A 17256-nucleotide genomic window follows, 5' to 3' on the forward strand; every position below is an offset into this window, starting at 1 on the left:
GCCTCGGGGGAGTCCGGAAGGGGAGCTGTGGACAGGCAACGGGTGGTCGATCTGGGGGAGTTCGAGAAAGCGCTGTGCGAGGACCCGCATCCGGTGTACGCGCGACTGCGCGCGCAGGGCCCCGTGCACCGCGTCCGGCTGCCCGGCTGGGACGACGACGCCTGGCTGGTCGTGGGGTACGAGGAGGCGCGGGCGGCTCTCGCCGACCTCCGGCTGGCCAAGGACGCCAGCAAGATCGGCGTGACCGTCATGGAGCGGGAGATGGTCGGAGACCACCTGCTGGCCACCGATCCGCCCCAGCACACCCGGCTGCGGACGCTGGTCACGCGCGCGTTCACGGCGCGTCGCGTGGAGCGGTTGCGTCCGCGGATCCAGCAGATCACCGACGACCTGCTGGACGAGATGCTCCCGGCGGGCCGCGCCGACCTCATCGGCTCCCTCGCCTACCCGCTGCCCATCACCGTCATCTGCGAACTGCTCGGTGTGCCGGACCTGGACCGCGCGAAGTTCCGCACGATGTCCACCGAAGTGGTCGCACCGTCCGGCGGGCAGATGGAGTACGACGCGGTCGCCCGGCTCGGCGCGTACCTCACCGAGCTGATCGAGGACAAGCGCTCCTCCGGCCCCACCGACGACCTGCTCAGCGACCTGATCCGCACCACCGCCGAGGACGGCGACCGCCTCTCCGCGCAGGAACTGCGCGGCCTGGCCTTCCTGTTGCTGGTCGCCGGCCACGAGACCACCGTCAACCTGATCGGCAACGGCGTCCACGCCCTGCTGACCCACCCCGGCCAACTCGCGGACCTGCGGGCCGACATGAGCCTCCTCGATGGCGCCGTGGAAGAGATGCTGCGCTACGAGGGCCCGGTGCACAGCGCCACGTACCGGTTCGCCGCCGAGCCCCTGGAGATCGCCGGCACGCCGATCGGGAAGGGCGAGCACGTGGTGGTCGGCCTCACCGCCGCCCAGCGCGACGACGGCCGCTACGCCGACCCGCACCGCTTCGACATCCGCCGCGACACCCGCGGCCACCTCGCCTTCGGCCACGGCATCCACTACTGCCTCGGCGCGCCCCTGGCCCGCCTGGAGGGGCGCATCGCCATCGGCACCCTCCTGCGACGCGCCCCCGCCCTCGCACTCGACGGCACCCCGGGCGAGTGGCTGCCGGGCCTGCTGATGCGCGGCATGCGCAGCCTCCCGGTGCGCTGGTGACCGTCCCCTGACACAGGCCGTCGCAAGTGGCCCCCGTCCCCGCCGCCGGGGCGTCAGCCACAGACACGCCGAGCGGCGACCGCGTGCGGACCGGTTGTCCGCCGTCGGCGGACCGGGGGTCAGTTCCGCGTGCCGGCGGTCGACCGCGTGCGAGCGAGCGTCAGGCGTACGCGGGCCTGGCGTCAGTCGCGGGCGTACACCACCCCCGCCCCCAGCCGCACCGACCCCGCCCGCACCCGTACGCGACCCCGGCAGTCGTACGGGGCCTCCTCACCCGTACGACGGCTGCACCCGGTCCGGGATCTCCGTGAGGCGCACCGGGCGGCGCTCGCGCCGGGAGGTCTCGCAGGCCTCGGCGATCCGCAGCGCCTGCAGCGCCTCCCGGCCGTCGCAGGGGTTCGGCCGCTCGCCGCGCACCACCTCGACAAAGGCGTTCAGCTCGGCCTCGTAGGCGGGCCCGAACCGCTCCAGGAAGCCCGTCCACGGCGTGCGGGCGGGCGGTGGACCGGTCGGCTCCGTCGAGGCGAGCGGCGTACGGTCGTCCAGGCCGACCACGACCGTGTCCCGCTCCCCGGCCAGTTCCATGCGCACGTCGTACCCGGCGCCGTTCAGCCGGGTCGCGCTCACCGTGGCCAGCGTGCCGTCGTCCAGGGTGAGCAGGGCCGCACCGGTGGCCACGTCACCGGCCTCGCGGAACAGCGCGGGCCCGGCGTCCGAGCCGGCGGCGTACACGTCGGCCACCTCACGGCCCGTCACCCAGCGCAGCACGTCGGCGTCGTGGATCAGCGTGTCCCGGAACAGCCCGCCGGACAGCGGCAGCCACGCGGCCGGGGGAGGTGCCGGATCGCAGCTCATCGCCCGTACGGTGTGCAGCCGTCCGAGCCGGCCCGAGCGCACCGCCTCCCGGGCGCCGGCGTACCCCGCGTCGAAGCGCCGCTGGAACCCCATCTGAAGGATCGTTCCGGCGCGCTCCACCTCGGTGAGCGCGTGCAGGGTGCCGGGCAGGTCGAGCGCGATCGGCTTCTCGCAGAAGACCGGCAGGCCCGAGCGGGCCGCCCGGCCGATCAGTTCGGCGTGCGCCGCCGTCGCCGTGGTGATCACCACCGCGTCCACGCCCCAGGTGAAGATCTCGTCCACCCCCGGCGCCGCCGTCTCGCCCAGCCGGTGCGCCAGCTCCTGGGCACGCGCGGGATCCGCGTCCGTGAGGATCAGCGAGCCGACCTCGCGGTGACGGCTGAGCGTTCTCGCGTGCAGGGCGCCGATGCGGCCCGTACCGATGACCCCGATGCGCATGGAAACAAAGTGAGGGCGGACCCCGTGCGCTGTCAATACATATGTCCGGACAATCAGACTACACGACTTCCCGTCAACCCGTCACAGGGATACGCTCAGGCCCGTGCCGAAACCAGATGTGGACCCGACCGTCGCGCTCGACCTCCGTGTGGACCGTAGTTCCCCGGTGCCCCTGTACTTCCAGCTCTCCCAGCAGCTGGAGGCCGCGATCGAGCACGGCGGCCTCACCCCGGGCAGTCTGCTGGGCAACGAGATCGAGCTGGCCGCCCGGCTCGGGCTGTCCCGGCCGACCGTCCGCCAGGCCATCCAGTCCCTGGTCGACAAGGGCCTGCTCGTGCGCCGCAGAGGCGTCGGCACGCAGGTCGTGCACAGCCAGGTCAAGCGCCCGCTGGAGCTGAGCAGCCTCTATGACGACCTGGAGGCGGCCGGTCAGCGTCCCGCGACGAAGGTGCTGGTCAATACCGTCGTACCGGCCTCCGCCGCGATCGCGGCCGCCCTCGGCGTGGCGGAGGGCGGTGAGGTGCACCGCATCGAGCGGCTGCGCCTCGCCCACGGCGAGCCGATGGCGTACCTCGTCAACCATCTCCCGACCGGCCTGCTGGAGCTGGACACCGCCCAGCTGGAGGCCACCGGCCTGTACCGGCTGATGCGCGCCGCCGGGATCACCCTGCACAGCGCCCGCCAGTCCATCGGGGCCCGCGGGGCGACGGCCGCCGAGGCCGAGCGGCTCGCGGAGACGGAGGGCGCTCCGCTGCTCACCATGCAGCGCACCACGTTCGACGACACCGGCCGCGCGGTCGAGTTCGGCGACCACATCTACCGCCCGAGCCGCTACTCCTTCGAGTTCCAGCTGCTCGTCCGGCCGTGACGGGCCCCTCTGGAAGCGTCGCAATGTCCGGACAATAGGACCCGTAGGGTACCCCCTGTCCTGTCACGAGTGTTCATGGTGTTCGATACTGGAGCATTTGGGGCCGCTGGCGTCATCACCGGCCCCTTCCGTACGTACGAACACGGCAAGAAGGGCACGGCCTCGTGGCACGGTTTCGGACCTGGGCAGTCATCGCGCTGACGGGGGCACTTTCGCTGTCCCTGGGGGCGTGCAGCAGCACCGGCGGCAAACGGGCCGAGGACGCCCGCAAGGCCGCGGCCGCCCAGGGCAGGTCGGCGGTGAACACCCCGCGCTGGACGTTCGCCATGATCACCCACTCCGGCGACGGCGACACGTTCTGGGACATCGTGCAGAACGGGGCCAAGCAGGCCGCCGTCAAGGACAACATCAACTTCCTGTACTCGCACGACGCCCAGGCCCAGCAGCAGGCGCAGCTGGTCGACGCGGCCGTGGACAAGAAGGTCGACGGCATCATCGTCACCCTCGCCAAGCCGGACGCCATGAAGGCCGCCGTGGCCCGCGCCGAGAAGGCCGGCATCCCGGTGATCACGGTGAACTCGGGCTCCGCGGAGTCCAAGGCCTTCGGCGCCCTCACCCACATCGGCCAGGACGAGACCGTCGCGGGCGAGGCCGTCGGCGACGAGCTGAACAGGCGCGGGAGGAAGAAGGCCCTGTGCGTGCTGCACGAGCAGGGCAACGTCGGCCACGAGCAGCGCTGTGACGGCGTCGCCGAGACCTTCCACGGCACGCTCCGGAAGCTGTACGTCAACGGCACCGACATGCCCGACGTGCAGTCCGCGATCGAGGCCAAGCTCCAGGCGGACAGGTCCATCGACTCCGTCGTCACCCTCGGCGCCCCGTACGCCGACACGGCCGTGAAGGCGAAGGGCGACGCCGGCAGCACGGCCGAGATCGACACCTTCGACCTCAACGCCCAGGTCGCCGCCGAGCTGAAGAACGGCACCCTCGGCTTCGCCGTGGACCAGCAGCCGTACCTGCAGGGCTACGAGGCGGTCGACCTGCTGTGGGCCTACAAGTACAACGGCGACGTCCTCGGCGGCGGCCGGCCGGTGCTGACCGGCCCGCAGATCGTCACCAAGGACCAGGCCGCCGCGCTGGCCGCCTACACCGAGCGGGGCACCCGATGAGCGCGACCGTGCAGAAGACGGCCGGCGAACCGCCCAAGACGGCGGATGAAAGGATTCTGCAGACCTCTGCGCTGAAGAAGCTCCTCGCCCGGCCGGAGCTGGGCTCGGTCGTCGGCGCGCTCGCCGTCTTCGTCTTCTTCGCCGTCGCCGCCGACGGCTTCGTCAACTCCTCCAGCCTCAGCACCGTCCTGTACGCCTCCTCGACCATCGGCATCATGGCCGTACCGGTGGCACTGCTGATGATCGGCGGCGAGTTCGACCTGTCGGCCGGTGTCCTCGTGACGTCCTCGGCGCTGGTCTCCTCGATGTTCAGCTACCAGATGACGGCGAACACCTGGGTCGGCGTGGCCGTGTCCCTCCTGGTGACGCTGGCCGTCGGCGCCTTCAACGGCTTCATGCTCACCCGTACCGGGCTGCCCAGCTTCATCGTCACGCTGGGCACCTTCCTGATGCTGACCGGCCTGAACCTGGGCTTCACCAAGCTGATCGACGGCACGGTGTCGACCAAGACCATCGGGGACATGGAGGGCTTCCCCACCGCCCACGCGGTCTTCGCCTCGACCCTCACGATCGGCGGGGTCGACGTCAAGGTCACGATCCTGTGGTGGCTCGCCCTGGTGGCCGTGGCCTCCTGGATCCTGCTGCGCACCCGCGCCGGCAACTGGATCTTCGCCGTCGGCGGCAACGAGGACGCGGCCCGCGCGGTCGGCGTGCCGGTGGCACGGACCAAGATCGGCCTCTACATGGGCGTGGCGTTCGGCGCCTGGATCTGCGGCCAGCACCTGCTCTTCTCCTTCGACGCCGTGCAGTCCGGGGAGGGCGTCGGCAACGAGCTGATCTACATCATCGCGGCCGTCATCGGCGGCTGCCTGATCACCGGCGGCTACGGCAGCGCGATCGGCTCCGCCGTGGGCGCGCTGCTCTTCGGCATGACGAGCAAGGGCATCGTCTTCGCCGAGTGGAACCCGGACTGGTTCAAGTTCTTCCTCGGAGCGATGCTGCTCCTCGCGACCCTGCTGAACGCCTGGGTCCGCAAGCGCGCGGAGGCGACGACATGACGGACAACGGGGCGCACGACGTGACGGACGATGTGACGGGCGGGGAGACCGCGGCCGGGGCCGGAACCGGGGCCGGGGCCGAGGAGCGCACGCCGCTGGTCGAGCTGACCGACGTGGCCAAGCAGTACGGCAACGTGCGCGCCCTTGAGGGCGTCTCGCTGGAGGTCCACGCGGGCGAGATCACCTGCGTCCTCGGCGACAACGGAGCAGGCAAGTCGACCCTGATCAAGATGATCGCCGGCCTGCACGGCCACGACGCCGGCAGCCTGCGCGTCGAGGGCGAGGAGACCCGGCTGACCTCCCCGCGCGAGGCCCTGGACCGGGGCATCGCCACGGTCTACCAGGACCTGGCCGTCGTCCCGCTGATGCCGGTCTGGCGCAACTTCTTCCTGGGCTCCGAACCCCGCAAGGGCGTCGGCCCGTTCAAGCGCCTGGACACCGACCTCATGCGCCGTACGACGCGCGAGGCACTGCTGCGCATGGGCATCGACCTGCGCGACGTCGACCAGCCCATCGGCACCCTCTCCGGCGGCGAACGGCAGTGCGTGGCGATCGCCCGCGCGGTCCACTTCGGCGCGAAGGTCCTGGTCCTGGACGAGCCGACGGCCGCACTGGGGGTGAAGCAGTCCGGTGTGGTCCTCAAATATGTGGCCGCGGCACGGGACGAGGGCCTGGGTGTCGTCTTGATCACCCACAACCCGCATCACGCCTACCTGGTGGGGGACAGGTTCGTCCTGCTGCGCCGTGGCACGATGGTGGGCAATTACACACGGGCCGAGATCACCCTGGACGAGCTGACGAAGCAGATGGCGGGCGGCGCCGACCTGGACGCCCTCGTCCACGAACTCCAGCGGGACTGAAGGGGCGAGGGGGACCGCGCGAGCGACCGCGTCGCACCCGCACCGGGCGACGCCCACGCGCCCCCGCCCCCTTCCCCGTACGGCACGCTTACCCCACGGTGAGGCACAATCGAGCCCGATGAGCACCTACCGCGACCTCACCGCCCCCATCGGCTCCCGCCGCGCCCCGGTCCTCCGCACGGTCGGCACCAGGGAGCGCCGCTCCCACCTGACCGCACCCCGCGTGCCGACGGTCGGCATCGACATCGGCGGCACCAAGGTCATGGCGGGCGTCGTGGACGCCGACGGCAACATCCTGGAGAAGGTCCGCACGGAGACCCCGGACAAGTCCAAGAGCCCCCAGGTCGTCGAGGACACCATCGTCGAGCTGGTCCTGGACCTGTCCGACCGGCACGACGTGCACGCGGTGGGCATCGGCGCCGCCGGCTGGGTCGACGCCGACCGCAACCGCGTCCTGTTCGCCCCGCACCTGTCCTGGCGCAACGAACCCCTGCGCGACCGGCTCAGCGGGCGCCTGTCCGTGCCGGTCCTGGTGGACAACGACGCCAACACAGCCGCCTGGGCCGAGTGGCGCTTCGGCGCCGGACGCGGCGAGGACCACCTCGTCATGATCACGCTCGGCACCGGCATCGGCGGCGCGATCCTGGAGGACGGCCAGGTCAAGCGCGGCAAGTTCGGCGTCGCCGGCGAGTTCGGCCACATGCAGGTCGTGCCCGGCGGCCACCGCTGCCCGTGCGGCAACCGCGGCTGCTGGGAGCAGTACAGCTCCGGCAACGCCCTCGTCCGCGAGGCCAAGGAGCTGGCCGCCGCCGACTCCCCGGTGGCCTACGGCATCATCGAGCACGTCAAGGGCCAGATCGGCGACATCACCGGCCCGATGATCACCGAGCTGGCCCGCGAGGGCGACGCCATGTGCGTCGAGCTGCTCCAGGACATCGGCCAGTGGCTCGGCGTCGGCATCGCCAACCTCGCCGCCGCCCTCGACCCGTCCTGCTTCGTCATCGGCGGCGGTGTCTCGGCCGCCGACGACCTGCTCATCGGCCCGGCCCGGGACGCCTTCAAGCGCCACCTCACCGGCCGTGGCTACCGCCCCGAGGCCCGTATCACCCGCGCCCAGCTCGGCCCCGAGGCCGGCATGGTCGGCGCCGCCGACCTGGCCCGGCTGGTCGCCCGCCGGTTCCGCCGCGCCAAGCGCCGCCGCGTGGAGCGCTACGAGCGCTACGAGCGCTACACCCAGGCCCGCCGCGACCGGGACACCGCATGACCGCCGCGCTGCCCCGCCAGGCGGCCGCGCCGCACGAGCCGCGCCGCCGTGTCGAGACCCCCCGGCAGAAGGCCAAGCGGCGCGTGCTCACGCTGCTGATCATCGGCCTGCTGATCGGCATCCCGGCCGGGTACCTGGTGATCTCCGCCAACCAGAGCCGCGCCAGTGGCGCGGACAAGGAGGCCAAGTACGCGGCCACGGGCCTCACCGCCGGCCTGCCGTCGAAGGTGCAGTGCCGGCTCTACCAGGTCCCGGTCCCGCACCCGGCCGACGCCACCGCCTCCTACGAGACGAACAACTGGAAGACCAGCCGCCTCTACGTGCAGTTCCGCACCAACGACGCGGGCCTCGACGCCTTCCTGGAGTCCATGGGCACCCGCCGGGAGGACCTGAAGCGGGGCGACGTCGCCATCGGCGCCCGCGACCAGGAGGTCAGCGGCTGGCACTTCACCGGCACCGGACCCTGGTGGGGCCTCACCCACCCGCAGAGGAACCCGGCGCCCACCCAGGACGTGGTCGTGAACATGTCCGACCCGAAGAGCCCGATGGTGTACGTCGTCTCCCGCACGGTGCCGTAACGCCGGGCTCGCGGCCGGTCCCCGGGGCCGGTTGTCAGACCCCGCCCGTAGAGTCGAAGGCGTCCGATGACGTCCGATCCGGCACACGGGCGGGAGGTGACAGAACGCATGAGCACGGACACGGCCGCGACGGCCGCGCGCGCGGACGACCCCGTGCGCGCCGGGGACCCGGTCCCGGTGCGTCTCGCGTCGGTCTATCTGCCCGCACCCCTGCCGCGCGAGGGCCGCGTCGCCTTCTGGGACCCCGAAGGCGGCCCCCTGCCCCCGCACGGCGAAGAGGCCGAGCTGACGGTCGTACGCCGGCACGGTGCCGGCGTGCGCCGCCGGCAGGTCCCCGCGCTCACCCTGCCGCTCGCCGCGGCCCTTCCGCTGCTGGCCCGGGCCCGCCGCGACCCGGCCGCCCACCCGGCGACGGCCTGCTGGGGCGCCGCCGCGCTGCACGCGCTGCGGCTGGTCGCCCGGGGCCGGCTGCTCCCGGGCCTGACCCCGAGCGGGCACGACGCCTGGCGGGCCGGCCCGCTGGAGCCCGACGACATCGCCCATCTGCGGGCGGTGGCCGCCGCCCTGCCCCCGGAGGGCCACGCCGTGCCGCTGGCCGGACCCGGCCCGCTCCGGCTGCCCGAGCCGGAGGCCCTGGTCCGCTCCTTCCTCGACGCGGTCGCCGACACCCTGCCGCGCACCCCGGCCGCCCCGCACACCGCCGGCCGGCCCTTCGCCGCCCGCGAACCCGTGGCCCTGCCCCACGCGAACGCGTGGGCCGCCGAGGTCGCCGCCGGCATGGACGCGGGCGTACGGATCTCGCTGCGCCTGGACCTGTCGGCGTACGCCGTCTTCGACGCCGGCGCGAGCGAGGGCGCCCGTGCCGCGGGGGCCGCGATCGTGCAGGTGCACAGCCTTGCCGACCCCACCCTGGTGGCCGACGCGGCGGCCCTGTGGGCGGGCGAGGCCGACGCGGCGTTCGGCCCCCGCGCGCGCGTGGACGCCACCCTCGCCGTGCGGCGGGCGGCCCGCGTGTGGCCGCCCCTGGACCGGCTCGCCGAGCAGGACGTGCCCGACGTGCTCGCCCTGTCCGAGGACGAGCTGGGCGAGCTGCTCGGCGTGTCCGCCTCCCGGCTCGCCGCCGCCGGGGTCGCCGTGCACTGGCCGCGCGACCTCGCCCGCGATCTGACCGCCGCCGCGGTGGTGCGCCCGGCGCCCGGCTCCGCGACCGACGGCACCGGCTTCTTCGAGAGCGAGGAACTGCTCCGCTTCCGCTGGCAGCTGGCCCTCGGCGGCGACCCGCTCAGCGAGGCCGAGATGGACACCCTCGCCGAGGCCCACCGCCCGGTCGTACGGCTCAGGGACCGCTGGGTCCTCGTCGACCCCGCGCTGGTCCGCAAGGCCCGCAAGCGCGAACTGGGCCTGCTCGACCCCGTCGACGCGCTGTCCGTCGCGCTCACCGGCACCGCCGAGGTCGACGGCGAGAGCGTCGAAGCCGTCCCCGCCGGCGCCCTGGCGACCCTCCGCGACCGCCTCACGGCGGGCCTGCGCCCCGCCGACCCGCCGCCGGGCCTGAACGCCACCCTCCGCGACTACCAGCTGCGCGGCCTGGCCTGGCTCGACCTCATGACCTCCCTCGGCCTCGGCGGCTGCCTCGCCGACGACATGGGCCTCGGCAAGACCGTCACCCTCATCGCCCTGCACCTGAAACGGGCCCGCACCGAGCCGACCCTCGTCGTCTGCCCCGCCTCCCTGCTCGGCAACTGGCAGCGGGAGATCACCCGGTTCGCGCCCGGCGTCCCCGTGCGCCGCTTCCACGGCGCCGACCGCACCCTGGACGGCCTCGACGGCGGCTTCGTCCTCACCACGTACGGCACGATGCGGTCGGCGGCCGCACAGCTCGCCGGCCGTCCCTGGGGCCTGGTCGTCGCCGACGAGGCCCAGCACGTGAAGAACCCCTACTCGGCCACGGCCAAGGCACTGCGCACGGTCCCGGCCCCCGCGCGCGTGGCCCTGACCGGCACCCCGGTGGAGAACAACCTCTCCGAGCTGTGGGCCCTGCTCGACTGGACCACCCCCGGCCTGCTCGGCCCCCTGAAGTCCTTCCGCGCCCGGCACGCCCGCGCGGTGGAGAACGGCGAGGACCCGGCGGCGGTCGACCGCCTCGCCCGCCTGGTCCGCCCCTTCCTCCTGCGCCGCAGGAAGTCCGACCCGGGCATCGTCCCCGAGCTGCCCCCGAAGACCGAGACCGACCACCCCGTACCGCTCACCCGCGAACAGGCCGCGCTGTACGAGGCCGTGGTGCGCGAGTCGATGCTCGCCATCGAGACCGCCGAGGGCATCGCCCGCCGCGGCCTGGTCCTGAAGCTGCTGGGCGCCCTGAAGCAGATCTGCGACCACCCCGCGCTGTACCTCAAAGAGGAGCCCCGTCCCGGCCGCCTGGCACACCGCTCGGGCAAACTCGCCCTGCTCGACGAGCTGCTGGACACCCTGCTCGCCGAGGACGGCTCGGCGCTCGTCTTCACCCAGTACGTCGGCATGGCCCGCCTCGTCACCGCGCACCTGTCCGCCCGCGCGATCCCGGTGGACCTCCTGCACGGCGGCACGCCGGTGCCCGAGCGCGAGCGCATGGTCGACCGCTTCCAGAACGGCGAGACCCCGGTCCTCGTCCTCTCCCTGAAAGCGGCGGGCACCGGGCTGAACCTCACCCGCGCGGGCCATGTCATCCACATCGACCGCTGGTGGAACCCCGCCGTGGAGGAGCAGGCCACCGACCGCGCCTACCGCATCGGCCAGACCCAGCCCGTCCAGGTCCACCGCCTGGTCACCGAGGGCACGGTCGAGGACCGCATCGCCGAGATGCTCACCGCCAAGCGCGCCCTCGCCGACGCCGTTCTGGGCTCCGGCGAGGTGGCCCTGACCGAACTGACCGACCGCGAACTGTCCGATCTCGTCTCCCTCCGGAGGACGCCATGAGTCTCCCTCCGGAGCACCCCGGGACCAGCACCCCCGGCCCCGCCGACGCCGCCCGCCGCGCGCTCAGGGCGGCGCGCGAGCGCACCGGCGCCGAGCACGACCCGGCGCCGGTGCGAGCGCAGGCCGCACCCGCCGACGCCGCCCGCCGCGCGCTGAGAGCGGCGCGCGGGCACACCGGCGCCGAGCCCGTCCCCGCACCGGACGAACCCCCTCGCCCGGCCGGCGCCGCCGCGGCACGGGCCGAGGCGACCGCCACCGCCGGGGAACGGGAAGAGGACCCCGCGGGCGCGCCGTCCGGCCGCCCCGCCGACATCGCGAGGGAGGCGCTGCGAGCCGCCCGGCGGGAGGCGCTGCGGGCCGAGGAGGACGCGGCGGCGGAAGCGGACGCGGCGAGTGCCGCTCCCGGCAGGCGGCCGGGCCGGGCAAGTGCCCGAGGCGGGTCACGCACGGCCGGCGGTTCCGCCGCCGCGGCACCGCGCGACGCCTCCCGTCCCGCGGCGGATCACCACGCGGCCCGCACCAAGGCCGTCCAGGACATGCGGCACTACCTGGCCAACGCCTTCCGCATGCCGGCGTGGTCCGACACCCCGGACGAGGAGACCGGGCCCCCCGACACCGGTGCGGCCGCCGGCGGCGGTGCCCGCGGGGACCGGTCGTCCTCCGCCCCCGTCGCCCCCACCGGCCCGGCTCACCCGCGCCCGCCGCTGCCGGCCTCCCCTCCCACCCCTTCCGCCGCCCCCGCCGAACCGGACCTCCCGGCCCCCGTGACAGCGGCCCCGCACCTGCCCGCCACCATGGCCACCCCCCACCGTGACGGCGAACTGCGGCGCACGTTCCCCGCGTTCGCGCCGCGCGGGGCCGCCGAGGAGGGCGCGTCGTTCGCCGGGACCTGGTGGGGCAACGCGTGGACGGCCGCGCTGGAGCGGGGCGCGCTGGATCCCGAGCGGCTGGCGCGGGGGCGTGGTTACGCCGACCAGGGCCATGTCGACGCGATCACCGTGACACCGGGGCTGGTGCTGGCGTACGTGCGCGGGAGCCGCCCGCGCCCGTACCGCGTGCAGGTGCGGGTCCACACCCTTCGGGACGAGGACTGGGAGCGCTTCCTGGACACGGCCGCCGACCGTCCGGGACACATCGCCGCGCTGCTCGACGGGGAGCTGCCCCAGTCGCTCGCCGACTGCGGGGTGCCGTTGCTGCCCGGCCCCGGCGACCTCTCCCCGCGCTGCAGCTGCCCCGACTCCGGCCATCCCTGCAAGCACGCGGCCGCGCTGTGCTACCAGACGGCCCGGCTGCTCGACGCCGACCCCTTCGTCCTGCTCCTGCTTCGCGGCCGGGGCGAGCAGGACCTGCTCGACGCGCTGTCCCGGCGCAGTGCCGCCCGCGCGGCCCGCGCCGCCCGGGAGCGGCAGCCCCGGGCGCTGCCCGGCGTCCGCGCCACCGACGCCCTCGCGCCCCGCGGACTGCCGCCGCTGCCCCCGCCGTTGCCGGTGCCGCCGCATCCCGAGCAGCCACCGGTGTATCCGGCGGCGCCCGGCGGCCCGGACCCGTTCGCGCTGGACCAGCTCGCGACCGACGCCGCCGCCCGGGCGCACGCGCTCCTCGGCACCGGCCGGGATCCGGTGGGGGAGCTGTCGCTGTGGCAGGACGCGGTGCGCCTGGCCGCCGCCCGCCCCGGCTCCGGCCTCACCGCCGCCACCCGCACCCTGTACTCCACGCTCGCCACGGCCGTCGGCCGCTCCCCGTCCGACCTGGCGCGGGCCGTCGCCGCCTGGCGCCAGGGCGGAGCCGCCGGGCTGGCCGCCCTGGAGGAGCCGTGGGACCCTCCGGCCGGCCGCTTCGACCGGGCCCGCCCGCTGCTGCTCGCCGCCGATCTGCCGGCGTTCCGTCCCTGGCGCAACCGCCTCACCCACCCGCGGGGCCATGCACAGCTCCGCCTCGGCCGCGACGGGCTGTGGTACGCCTACGAGTCGGAGCCAGGCCGCGAAGACTGGTGGCCCCGCGGCACTCCGGACCCCGACCCCGTGGGCGCCCTGACCGGCCTCGGGACATGGGACGACCTGTAGCCCCCCGGCGCCGGGGCGCAACCGCCCCGGACCGACGAGAGCCCCGGCCGGGCCACCCCCTGCGCACCGGTCTCGCCCACAGGCCGGTGCGCCACTGCCACCCTCCCCGAAGGCCGTCACCGCCCCCGGCCCCCGAGAGCCCCGGCCGGCCCCGGTCCGCACGTCGCCGTACGCACCGCTGGCGTCCGAAGGCGGTGGGCCGGCGCGGTGCGCGGGGGACGGGCGGCCGCTGCCACCTGGTCGGGGTGGCCCCGACGGCCGGGCGCCCGGCTGCGTCTGCGCGGTGGCGGTCGTCGCCGGGCTGACCGGCCTGTGCGGGGCTTTCCCCACCGCCTTTCCCGGGCCGGGCGGCAGGATCGGCGGGGCCCCGTGGGCACCGGTGGCCGGCCGGCTGCCGGTGCCGTGCGGCATCGGTGCCGTGCTCCTCGGCCTGACCGGCCTGACCGGATGGCCGGCCCTGCCCTGACGGCGTGCCTTCCGGTAAGGGGACGTTGATGATCGGCATATGTGATAGAGCCAGGCGCTGCCAGGATCTACACTCAGTTGGTAGCCGCAAGCAACGGAACATGAGTGATGATCGGCACGGGCCGTCGGAGCGCCCGGAGGGAGCCGTGCGCTCGCACGTCGATCGGGGATCTGTGCAGCGCCCCACGGCGACCCGGCGGACCGCATGAACACGAGCCTCGGAGCCGGGCAGTGCCCGGGGGGCGAGGCGAGGCAAGGAGATTCGTACGCATGACCATGTCAGCGTCCCCGGCCCGCGGGGGAACCGCAGAGATATCCGCGTCGCCACCACCGGCCGGCAGACTGACGCACCGGCAGATCATGACGATCCTCAGCGGACTGATGCTGGGGATGTTCCTCGCGGCGCTCGACCAGACCATCGTCAGCACCTCGATCCGCACGATCGCCGACGACCTGCACGGGCTCAGCTCGCAGGCGTGGGTCACGACCGCGTATCTGATCACCTCGACCATCAGCACGCCGCTGTACGGCAAGCTGTCCGACCTCTACGGCCGCAAGCCCTTCTTCCTGGCGGCCATCACGATCTTCATCGCCGGCTCGGCGGCCTGCTCGTTCGCCACCTCCATGACGGAGCTGTCCGCGTTCCGTGCCTTCCAGGGCATCGGCGCGGGCGGTCTGATGTCGCTGGCGCTGGCGATCATCGGTGACATCGTGCCGCCCCGCGAGCGGGCCCGCTACCAGGGCTACATGCTCGCGATGTTCGGCTCCTCCAGCGTGCTCGGCCCGCTGATCGGCGGTTTCCTCGCGGGCCGCAGCAGCATCCTGGCCATCGCCGGCTGGCGCTGGGTGTTCCTGGTCAACGTGCCGGTCGGCATCATCGCGCTGTTCGTCGTCGCCAAGGTGCTGAACCTCCCGCACACCCGGCGCGAGCACCGCATCGACTGGTGGGGCGCGCTCACCATCGCCATCGGCGTCGTGCCGCTGCTGCTCGTCGCCGAGCAGGGCCAGGACTGGGGCTGGGCCTCCACCAAGGCGTACCTGTGCTACGGCGTCGGTGCGGTCGGCCTGATCGTGTGGGTCCTCGTCGAACGGGCGATGGGCGAGGAGGCCCTGATCCCGATGCGGCTGTTCCGCAGCGCGGTGTTCAGCAAGATGAGCCTGCTGTCCGTGCTCATCGGCATGGGCATGTTCGGCGGCATGATGATGGTGCCGCTGTACCTGCAGATCGTGAAGGGCGTCAGCCCCACCAAGTCCGGTCTGCTGATGCTGCCGCTGATGGTCGGCATGATCGCCGGCACCATCGTGGTCGGCCGCATCATCCAGAAGACCGGCAAGTACAAGGTCTTCCCCGTCATCGGCACCGCGCTGATCATCGCCGCCATGCTGCTGTTCCACTACCGGGTGGAGTGGAACACGGCGCTGCCGGAGACCATGGCCTACATGGCGCTGTTCGGCATCGGCCTCAGCGGCTGTATGCAGATCCTGACGCTGGCCGTGCAGAACGCCGTCGAGCCCAAGGACATGGGCGTGGCGACCGCGTCGGCCACCTTCTTCCGCCAGATGGGCGGCACCGCCGGTACGGCAGTCTTCCTCTCCGTGCTGTTCAGCACCGTCGGCGACAAGATCAGCTCCGCCTTCCGGTCCGCCGCGCAGACGCCGGCCTTCCAGGCTGCCCTGCACGACCCGGCCGTACGCGCCGACCCGGCCAACGCGCCCGTGCTGGCGATGTTCAAGCACCCGGGGGCGGGCGGCGGCGGTGGCGGTTCCGTGCTCAACGACTCGTCGTTCATCCAGCGGCTCGACCCGCGCCTGGCCGAGCCGTTCAAGGTCGGCTTCACCGACTCGATGCAGCTCGTGTTCCTCATCGCCGCGGGCGTGATGGTCCTGGGTTTCCTGGTCGCGCTGTGGACCAAGGAGGTGCCGCTGCGCAAGGTCTCCGGCCTGGAGGCCCAGGCGGCGGAGGAGAACGGCGCACCGGCCGCGGAGCCGGCCGCGACCGCCGCCGCGGACGCCGCCCCCGCCGCGGACACCACCGCCGGCCGGGAGCCCGCCGGGCAGCCGGCGACGGCGGCCGCCGTGGAGCGCCCCGTCGCCGCCGACCGGTTCGCGCCCGTGCCGGGCGGCCCGTCGTACGTCGTGCGGGGCCGGGCGCTGGACGGCACCAACGCGCCCGTCCAGCAGGCCGTGATCACCGTCATCGACGTCGACGGACGGCAACTCGGCCGCGCCGTCACCGGCGCCGACGGCGGCTACGCGGTGTCCGTCACCGGCCCCGGCACCTATGTGCTGATCGCCGCCGCCGGTGCCCGCCAGCCGCAGGCCGTCACCGTGCTCGTCGGCGAGGAGCCGGTCGTCTGCGACCTCGTCCTCAGCGGCACCGTCGCCCTCTCGGGGGTCGTCCGGGACGCCGACGGCGCCCGCCCGGTGCCCGCGGCGCTGCTGGTCGCCACCGATGTGCGCGGCGAGGTGGTGTCCTCCGGGAGCACGGCCGAGGACGGCTCGTTCACGCTGACCGATCTCGTCCCCGGCACCTACACGCTGGTCGTGAACGCCCCGGGCCACCGTCCGGCCGCCCTCCCCGTGGAGGTCGCCCCGGGCGCCGGCGAGGTCCACGAGATCCGTCTGGAGCCCAGCGCCCGGCTCGGCGGCGTGGTGAGCACCGCCACCGGCCGGCCGCTCGACGACGCCAAGGTCATCCTGCTGGACGCGGCCGGCAACGTGGTCGGTACCGCGATCACCGGGGCCGACGGCGTCTACGGGTTCACCGACCTGGACGGCGGCGAGTACACCGTCATCGCCAGCGGCTACGCCCCGGTCGCGGCGTCCGTACGCCTGGACGGCAGTGGCGTCACGGACTTCGACCTGGAGCTGTCCCACCAGGACGAGGCCCGCTAGCGGCCGCCGGCGTGATTGACACGAGGGCCGGCTCGGCGACCAGCGGGGTCGCCGGGCCGGCCCGCCCGTTTCCCCGCGGCCGCCCGCACACCGCCGAGCGCGTCAGCGGGTCGGAATGTCTAGTCACTGTATTTTCTGCCCTCGAACGCTTGGGGAGCCTTCCATGAGCGTCATCCGCATCGTCCACGACTACCCGCACTCCCCCGCCAAGGTCTGGCACGCCGTCACCGACCCCGGCCTCATACCGCTGTGGACCGCGACCGGAGCCGGGGCGCGCCCGGAAGACCAGGGCCGCGCATGTCACCGCGGGGAGGAGCTTGGTCAGCCCGTCGCCCTTGCGTACGTGCGTCGTCACGGCACCGGCGAGCAGCATCAGCAGTCCGATGCCGGCCAGGCCGCCGCACAGCGGTACGACCGGGCCGAGGGCCACGCCGATGGCGCCCGCCAGCTCCAGCCCGCCGATGACCCGGTAGGCCGCGGTGGTGAAGCCGGCGTGGGCGGCCAGCTCGGGCATCGGACCCAGGGCAGGATCTTGGCCGCGCCCAGCAGGGCGAAGACCAACGCGATGAGACAGGT

13 protein-coding genes are annotated in these 17256 nt (G+C 73.9%); 11 read left to right on the plus strand and 2 right to left on the minus strand.

The genetic code is table 11. The features are described 5' to 3' along the window. The first annotated feature begins 27 nt into the window (after positions 1-27). Positions 28-1212, plus strand: coding sequence for a cytochrome P450 family protein (locus ACZ60X_RS06135; protein ID WP_469593866.1), 1185 nt, complete (start codon positions 28-30; stop codon positions 1210-1212). A 270-nt stretch (positions 1213-1482) separates the two neighbouring features. On the opposite strand, the gene ACZ60X_RS06140 is transcribed toward ACZ60X_RS06135, so the two are convergent. Next, the gene (locus tag ACZ60X_RS06140) at positions 1483-2505 is read right to left on the minus strand and encodes a Gfo/Idh/MocA family protein (RefSeq protein WP_469593869.1); all 1023 of its coding nucleotides are present in this window, start codon (positions 2503-2505) and stop codon (positions 1483-1485) included. A 118-nt stretch (positions 2506-2623) separates the two neighbouring features. Between ACZ60X_RS06140 and ACZ60X_RS06145 the strand changes: the two genes are divergently transcribed. From ACZ60X_RS06145 to ACZ60X_RS06190, 10 genes are all read left to right on the plus strand, one after another. Continuing rightward, on the plus strand, positions 2624-3373 hold the full coding sequence (locus ACZ60X_RS06145) for a GntR family transcriptional regulator (protein ID WP_469594408.1): 750 nt from the start codon (positions 2624-2626) through the stop codon (positions 3371-3373). A 164-nt stretch (positions 3374-3537) separates the two neighbouring features. Next, positions 3538-4542, plus strand: a complete 1005-nt coding sequence (locus ACZ60X_RS06150; RefSeq protein ID WP_469593871.1) for a sugar ABC transporter substrate-binding protein — start codon at positions 3538-3540, stop codon at positions 4540-4542. Further along, a complete protein-coding gene (locus ACZ60X_RS06155; protein ID WP_469593874.1) occupies positions 4539-5600 on the plus strand; it encodes an ABC transporter permease in 1062 nt (353 codons plus the stop codon). The genes ACZ60X_RS06150 and ACZ60X_RS06155 overlap by 4 nt, the downstream gene beginning before the upstream one ends. After that, positions 5567-6460: an ATP-binding cassette domain-containing protein gene (locus ACZ60X_RS06160; protein ID WP_469594411.1), complete on the plus strand. Its 894-nt coding sequence runs from the start codon at positions 5567-5569 to the stop codon at positions 6458-6460. Before ACZ60X_RS06155 ends, ACZ60X_RS06160 begins: the two co-directional genes overlap by 34 nt. 118 nt (positions 6461-6578) lie before the next feature. Beyond that, complete coding sequence (locus ACZ60X_RS06165) at positions 6579-7724, plus strand: ROK family glucokinase (RefSeq protein ID WP_469593877.1); 1146 nt, start codon at positions 6579-6581, stop codon at positions 7722-7724. Beyond that, positions 7721-8302, plus strand: a complete 582-nt coding sequence (locus tag ACZ60X_RS06170) for a sugar kinase (RefSeq protein ID WP_469593879.1) — start codon at positions 7721-7723, stop codon at positions 8300-8302. Before ACZ60X_RS06165 ends, ACZ60X_RS06170 begins: the two co-directional genes overlap by 4 nt. A 108-nt stretch (positions 8303-8410) precedes the next feature. Then, positions 8411-11257, plus strand: coding sequence for a DEAD/DEAH box helicase (locus tag ACZ60X_RS06175; RefSeq protein ID WP_469593881.1), 2847 nt, complete (start codon positions 8411-8413; stop codon positions 11255-11257). Then, on the plus strand, positions 11254-13320 hold the full coding sequence (locus tag ACZ60X_RS06180) for an SWIM zinc finger family protein (RefSeq protein ID WP_469593883.1): 2067 nt from the start codon (positions 11254-11256) through the stop codon (positions 13318-13320). The genes ACZ60X_RS06175 and ACZ60X_RS06180 overlap by 4 nt, the downstream gene beginning before the upstream one ends. Positions 13321-13603: 283 nt before the next feature. Continuing rightward, positions 13604-13786, plus strand: coding sequence for a hypothetical protein (locus ACZ60X_RS06185; RefSeq protein ID WP_469593885.1), 183 nt, complete (start codon positions 13604-13606; stop codon positions 13784-13786). Between the two features lie 269 nt (positions 13787-14055). After that, on the plus strand, positions 14056-16680 hold the full coding sequence (locus tag ACZ60X_RS06190) for an MFS transporter (protein ID WP_469593888.1): 2625 nt from the start codon (positions 14056-14058) through the stop codon (positions 16678-16680). On the opposite strand, the gene ACZ60X_RS06195 is transcribed toward ACZ60X_RS06190, so the two are convergent. Further along, entirely contained in the window at positions 16634-17194 is a 561-nt protein-coding gene (locus tag ACZ60X_RS06195) for a DoxX family protein (RefSeq protein WP_469593891.1), read from the minus strand. The two genes, ACZ60X_RS06190 and ACZ60X_RS06195, sit on opposite strands and share 47 nt — an antisense overlap. Positions 17195-17256 lie beyond the last annotated feature (62 nt).

Source organism: Streptomyces sp. NPDC104106, from assembly GCF_055584345.1.

Coding starts and splice junctions, on each gene's coding strand:
- ACZ60X_RS06140 (WP_469593869.1), bottom strand. CDS start 2,505: ATGCGCATCGGGGTCATCGGTACGGGCCGCATCGGCGCCCTGCACGCG.
- ACZ60X_RS06155 (WP_469593874.1), top strand. CDS start 4,539: ATGAGCGCGACCGTGCAGAAGACGGCCGGCGAACCGCCCAAGACGGCG.
- ACZ60X_RS06165 (WP_469593877.1), top strand. CDS start 6,579: ATGAGCACCTACCGCGACCTCACCGCCCCCATCGGCTCCCGCCGCGCC.
- ACZ60X_RS06170 (WP_469593879.1), top strand. CDS start 7,721: ATGACCGCCGCGCTGCCCCGCCAGGCGGCCGCGCCGCACGAGCCGCGC.
- ACZ60X_RS06175 (WP_469593881.1), top strand. CDS start 8,411: ATGAGCACGGACACGGCCGCGACGGCCGCGCGCGCGGACGACCCCGTG.
- ACZ60X_RS06180 (WP_469593883.1), top strand. CDS start 11,254: ATGAGTCTCCCTCCGGAGCACCCCGGGACCAGCACCCCCGGCCCCGCC.
- ACZ60X_RS06190 (WP_469593888.1), top strand. CDS start 14,056: ATGACCATGTCAGCGTCCCCGGCCCGCGGGGGAACCGCAGAGATATCC.
- ACZ60X_RS06195 (WP_469593891.1), bottom strand. CDS start 17,194: ATGCCCGAGCTGGCCGCCCACGCCGGCTTCACCACCGCGGCCTACCGG.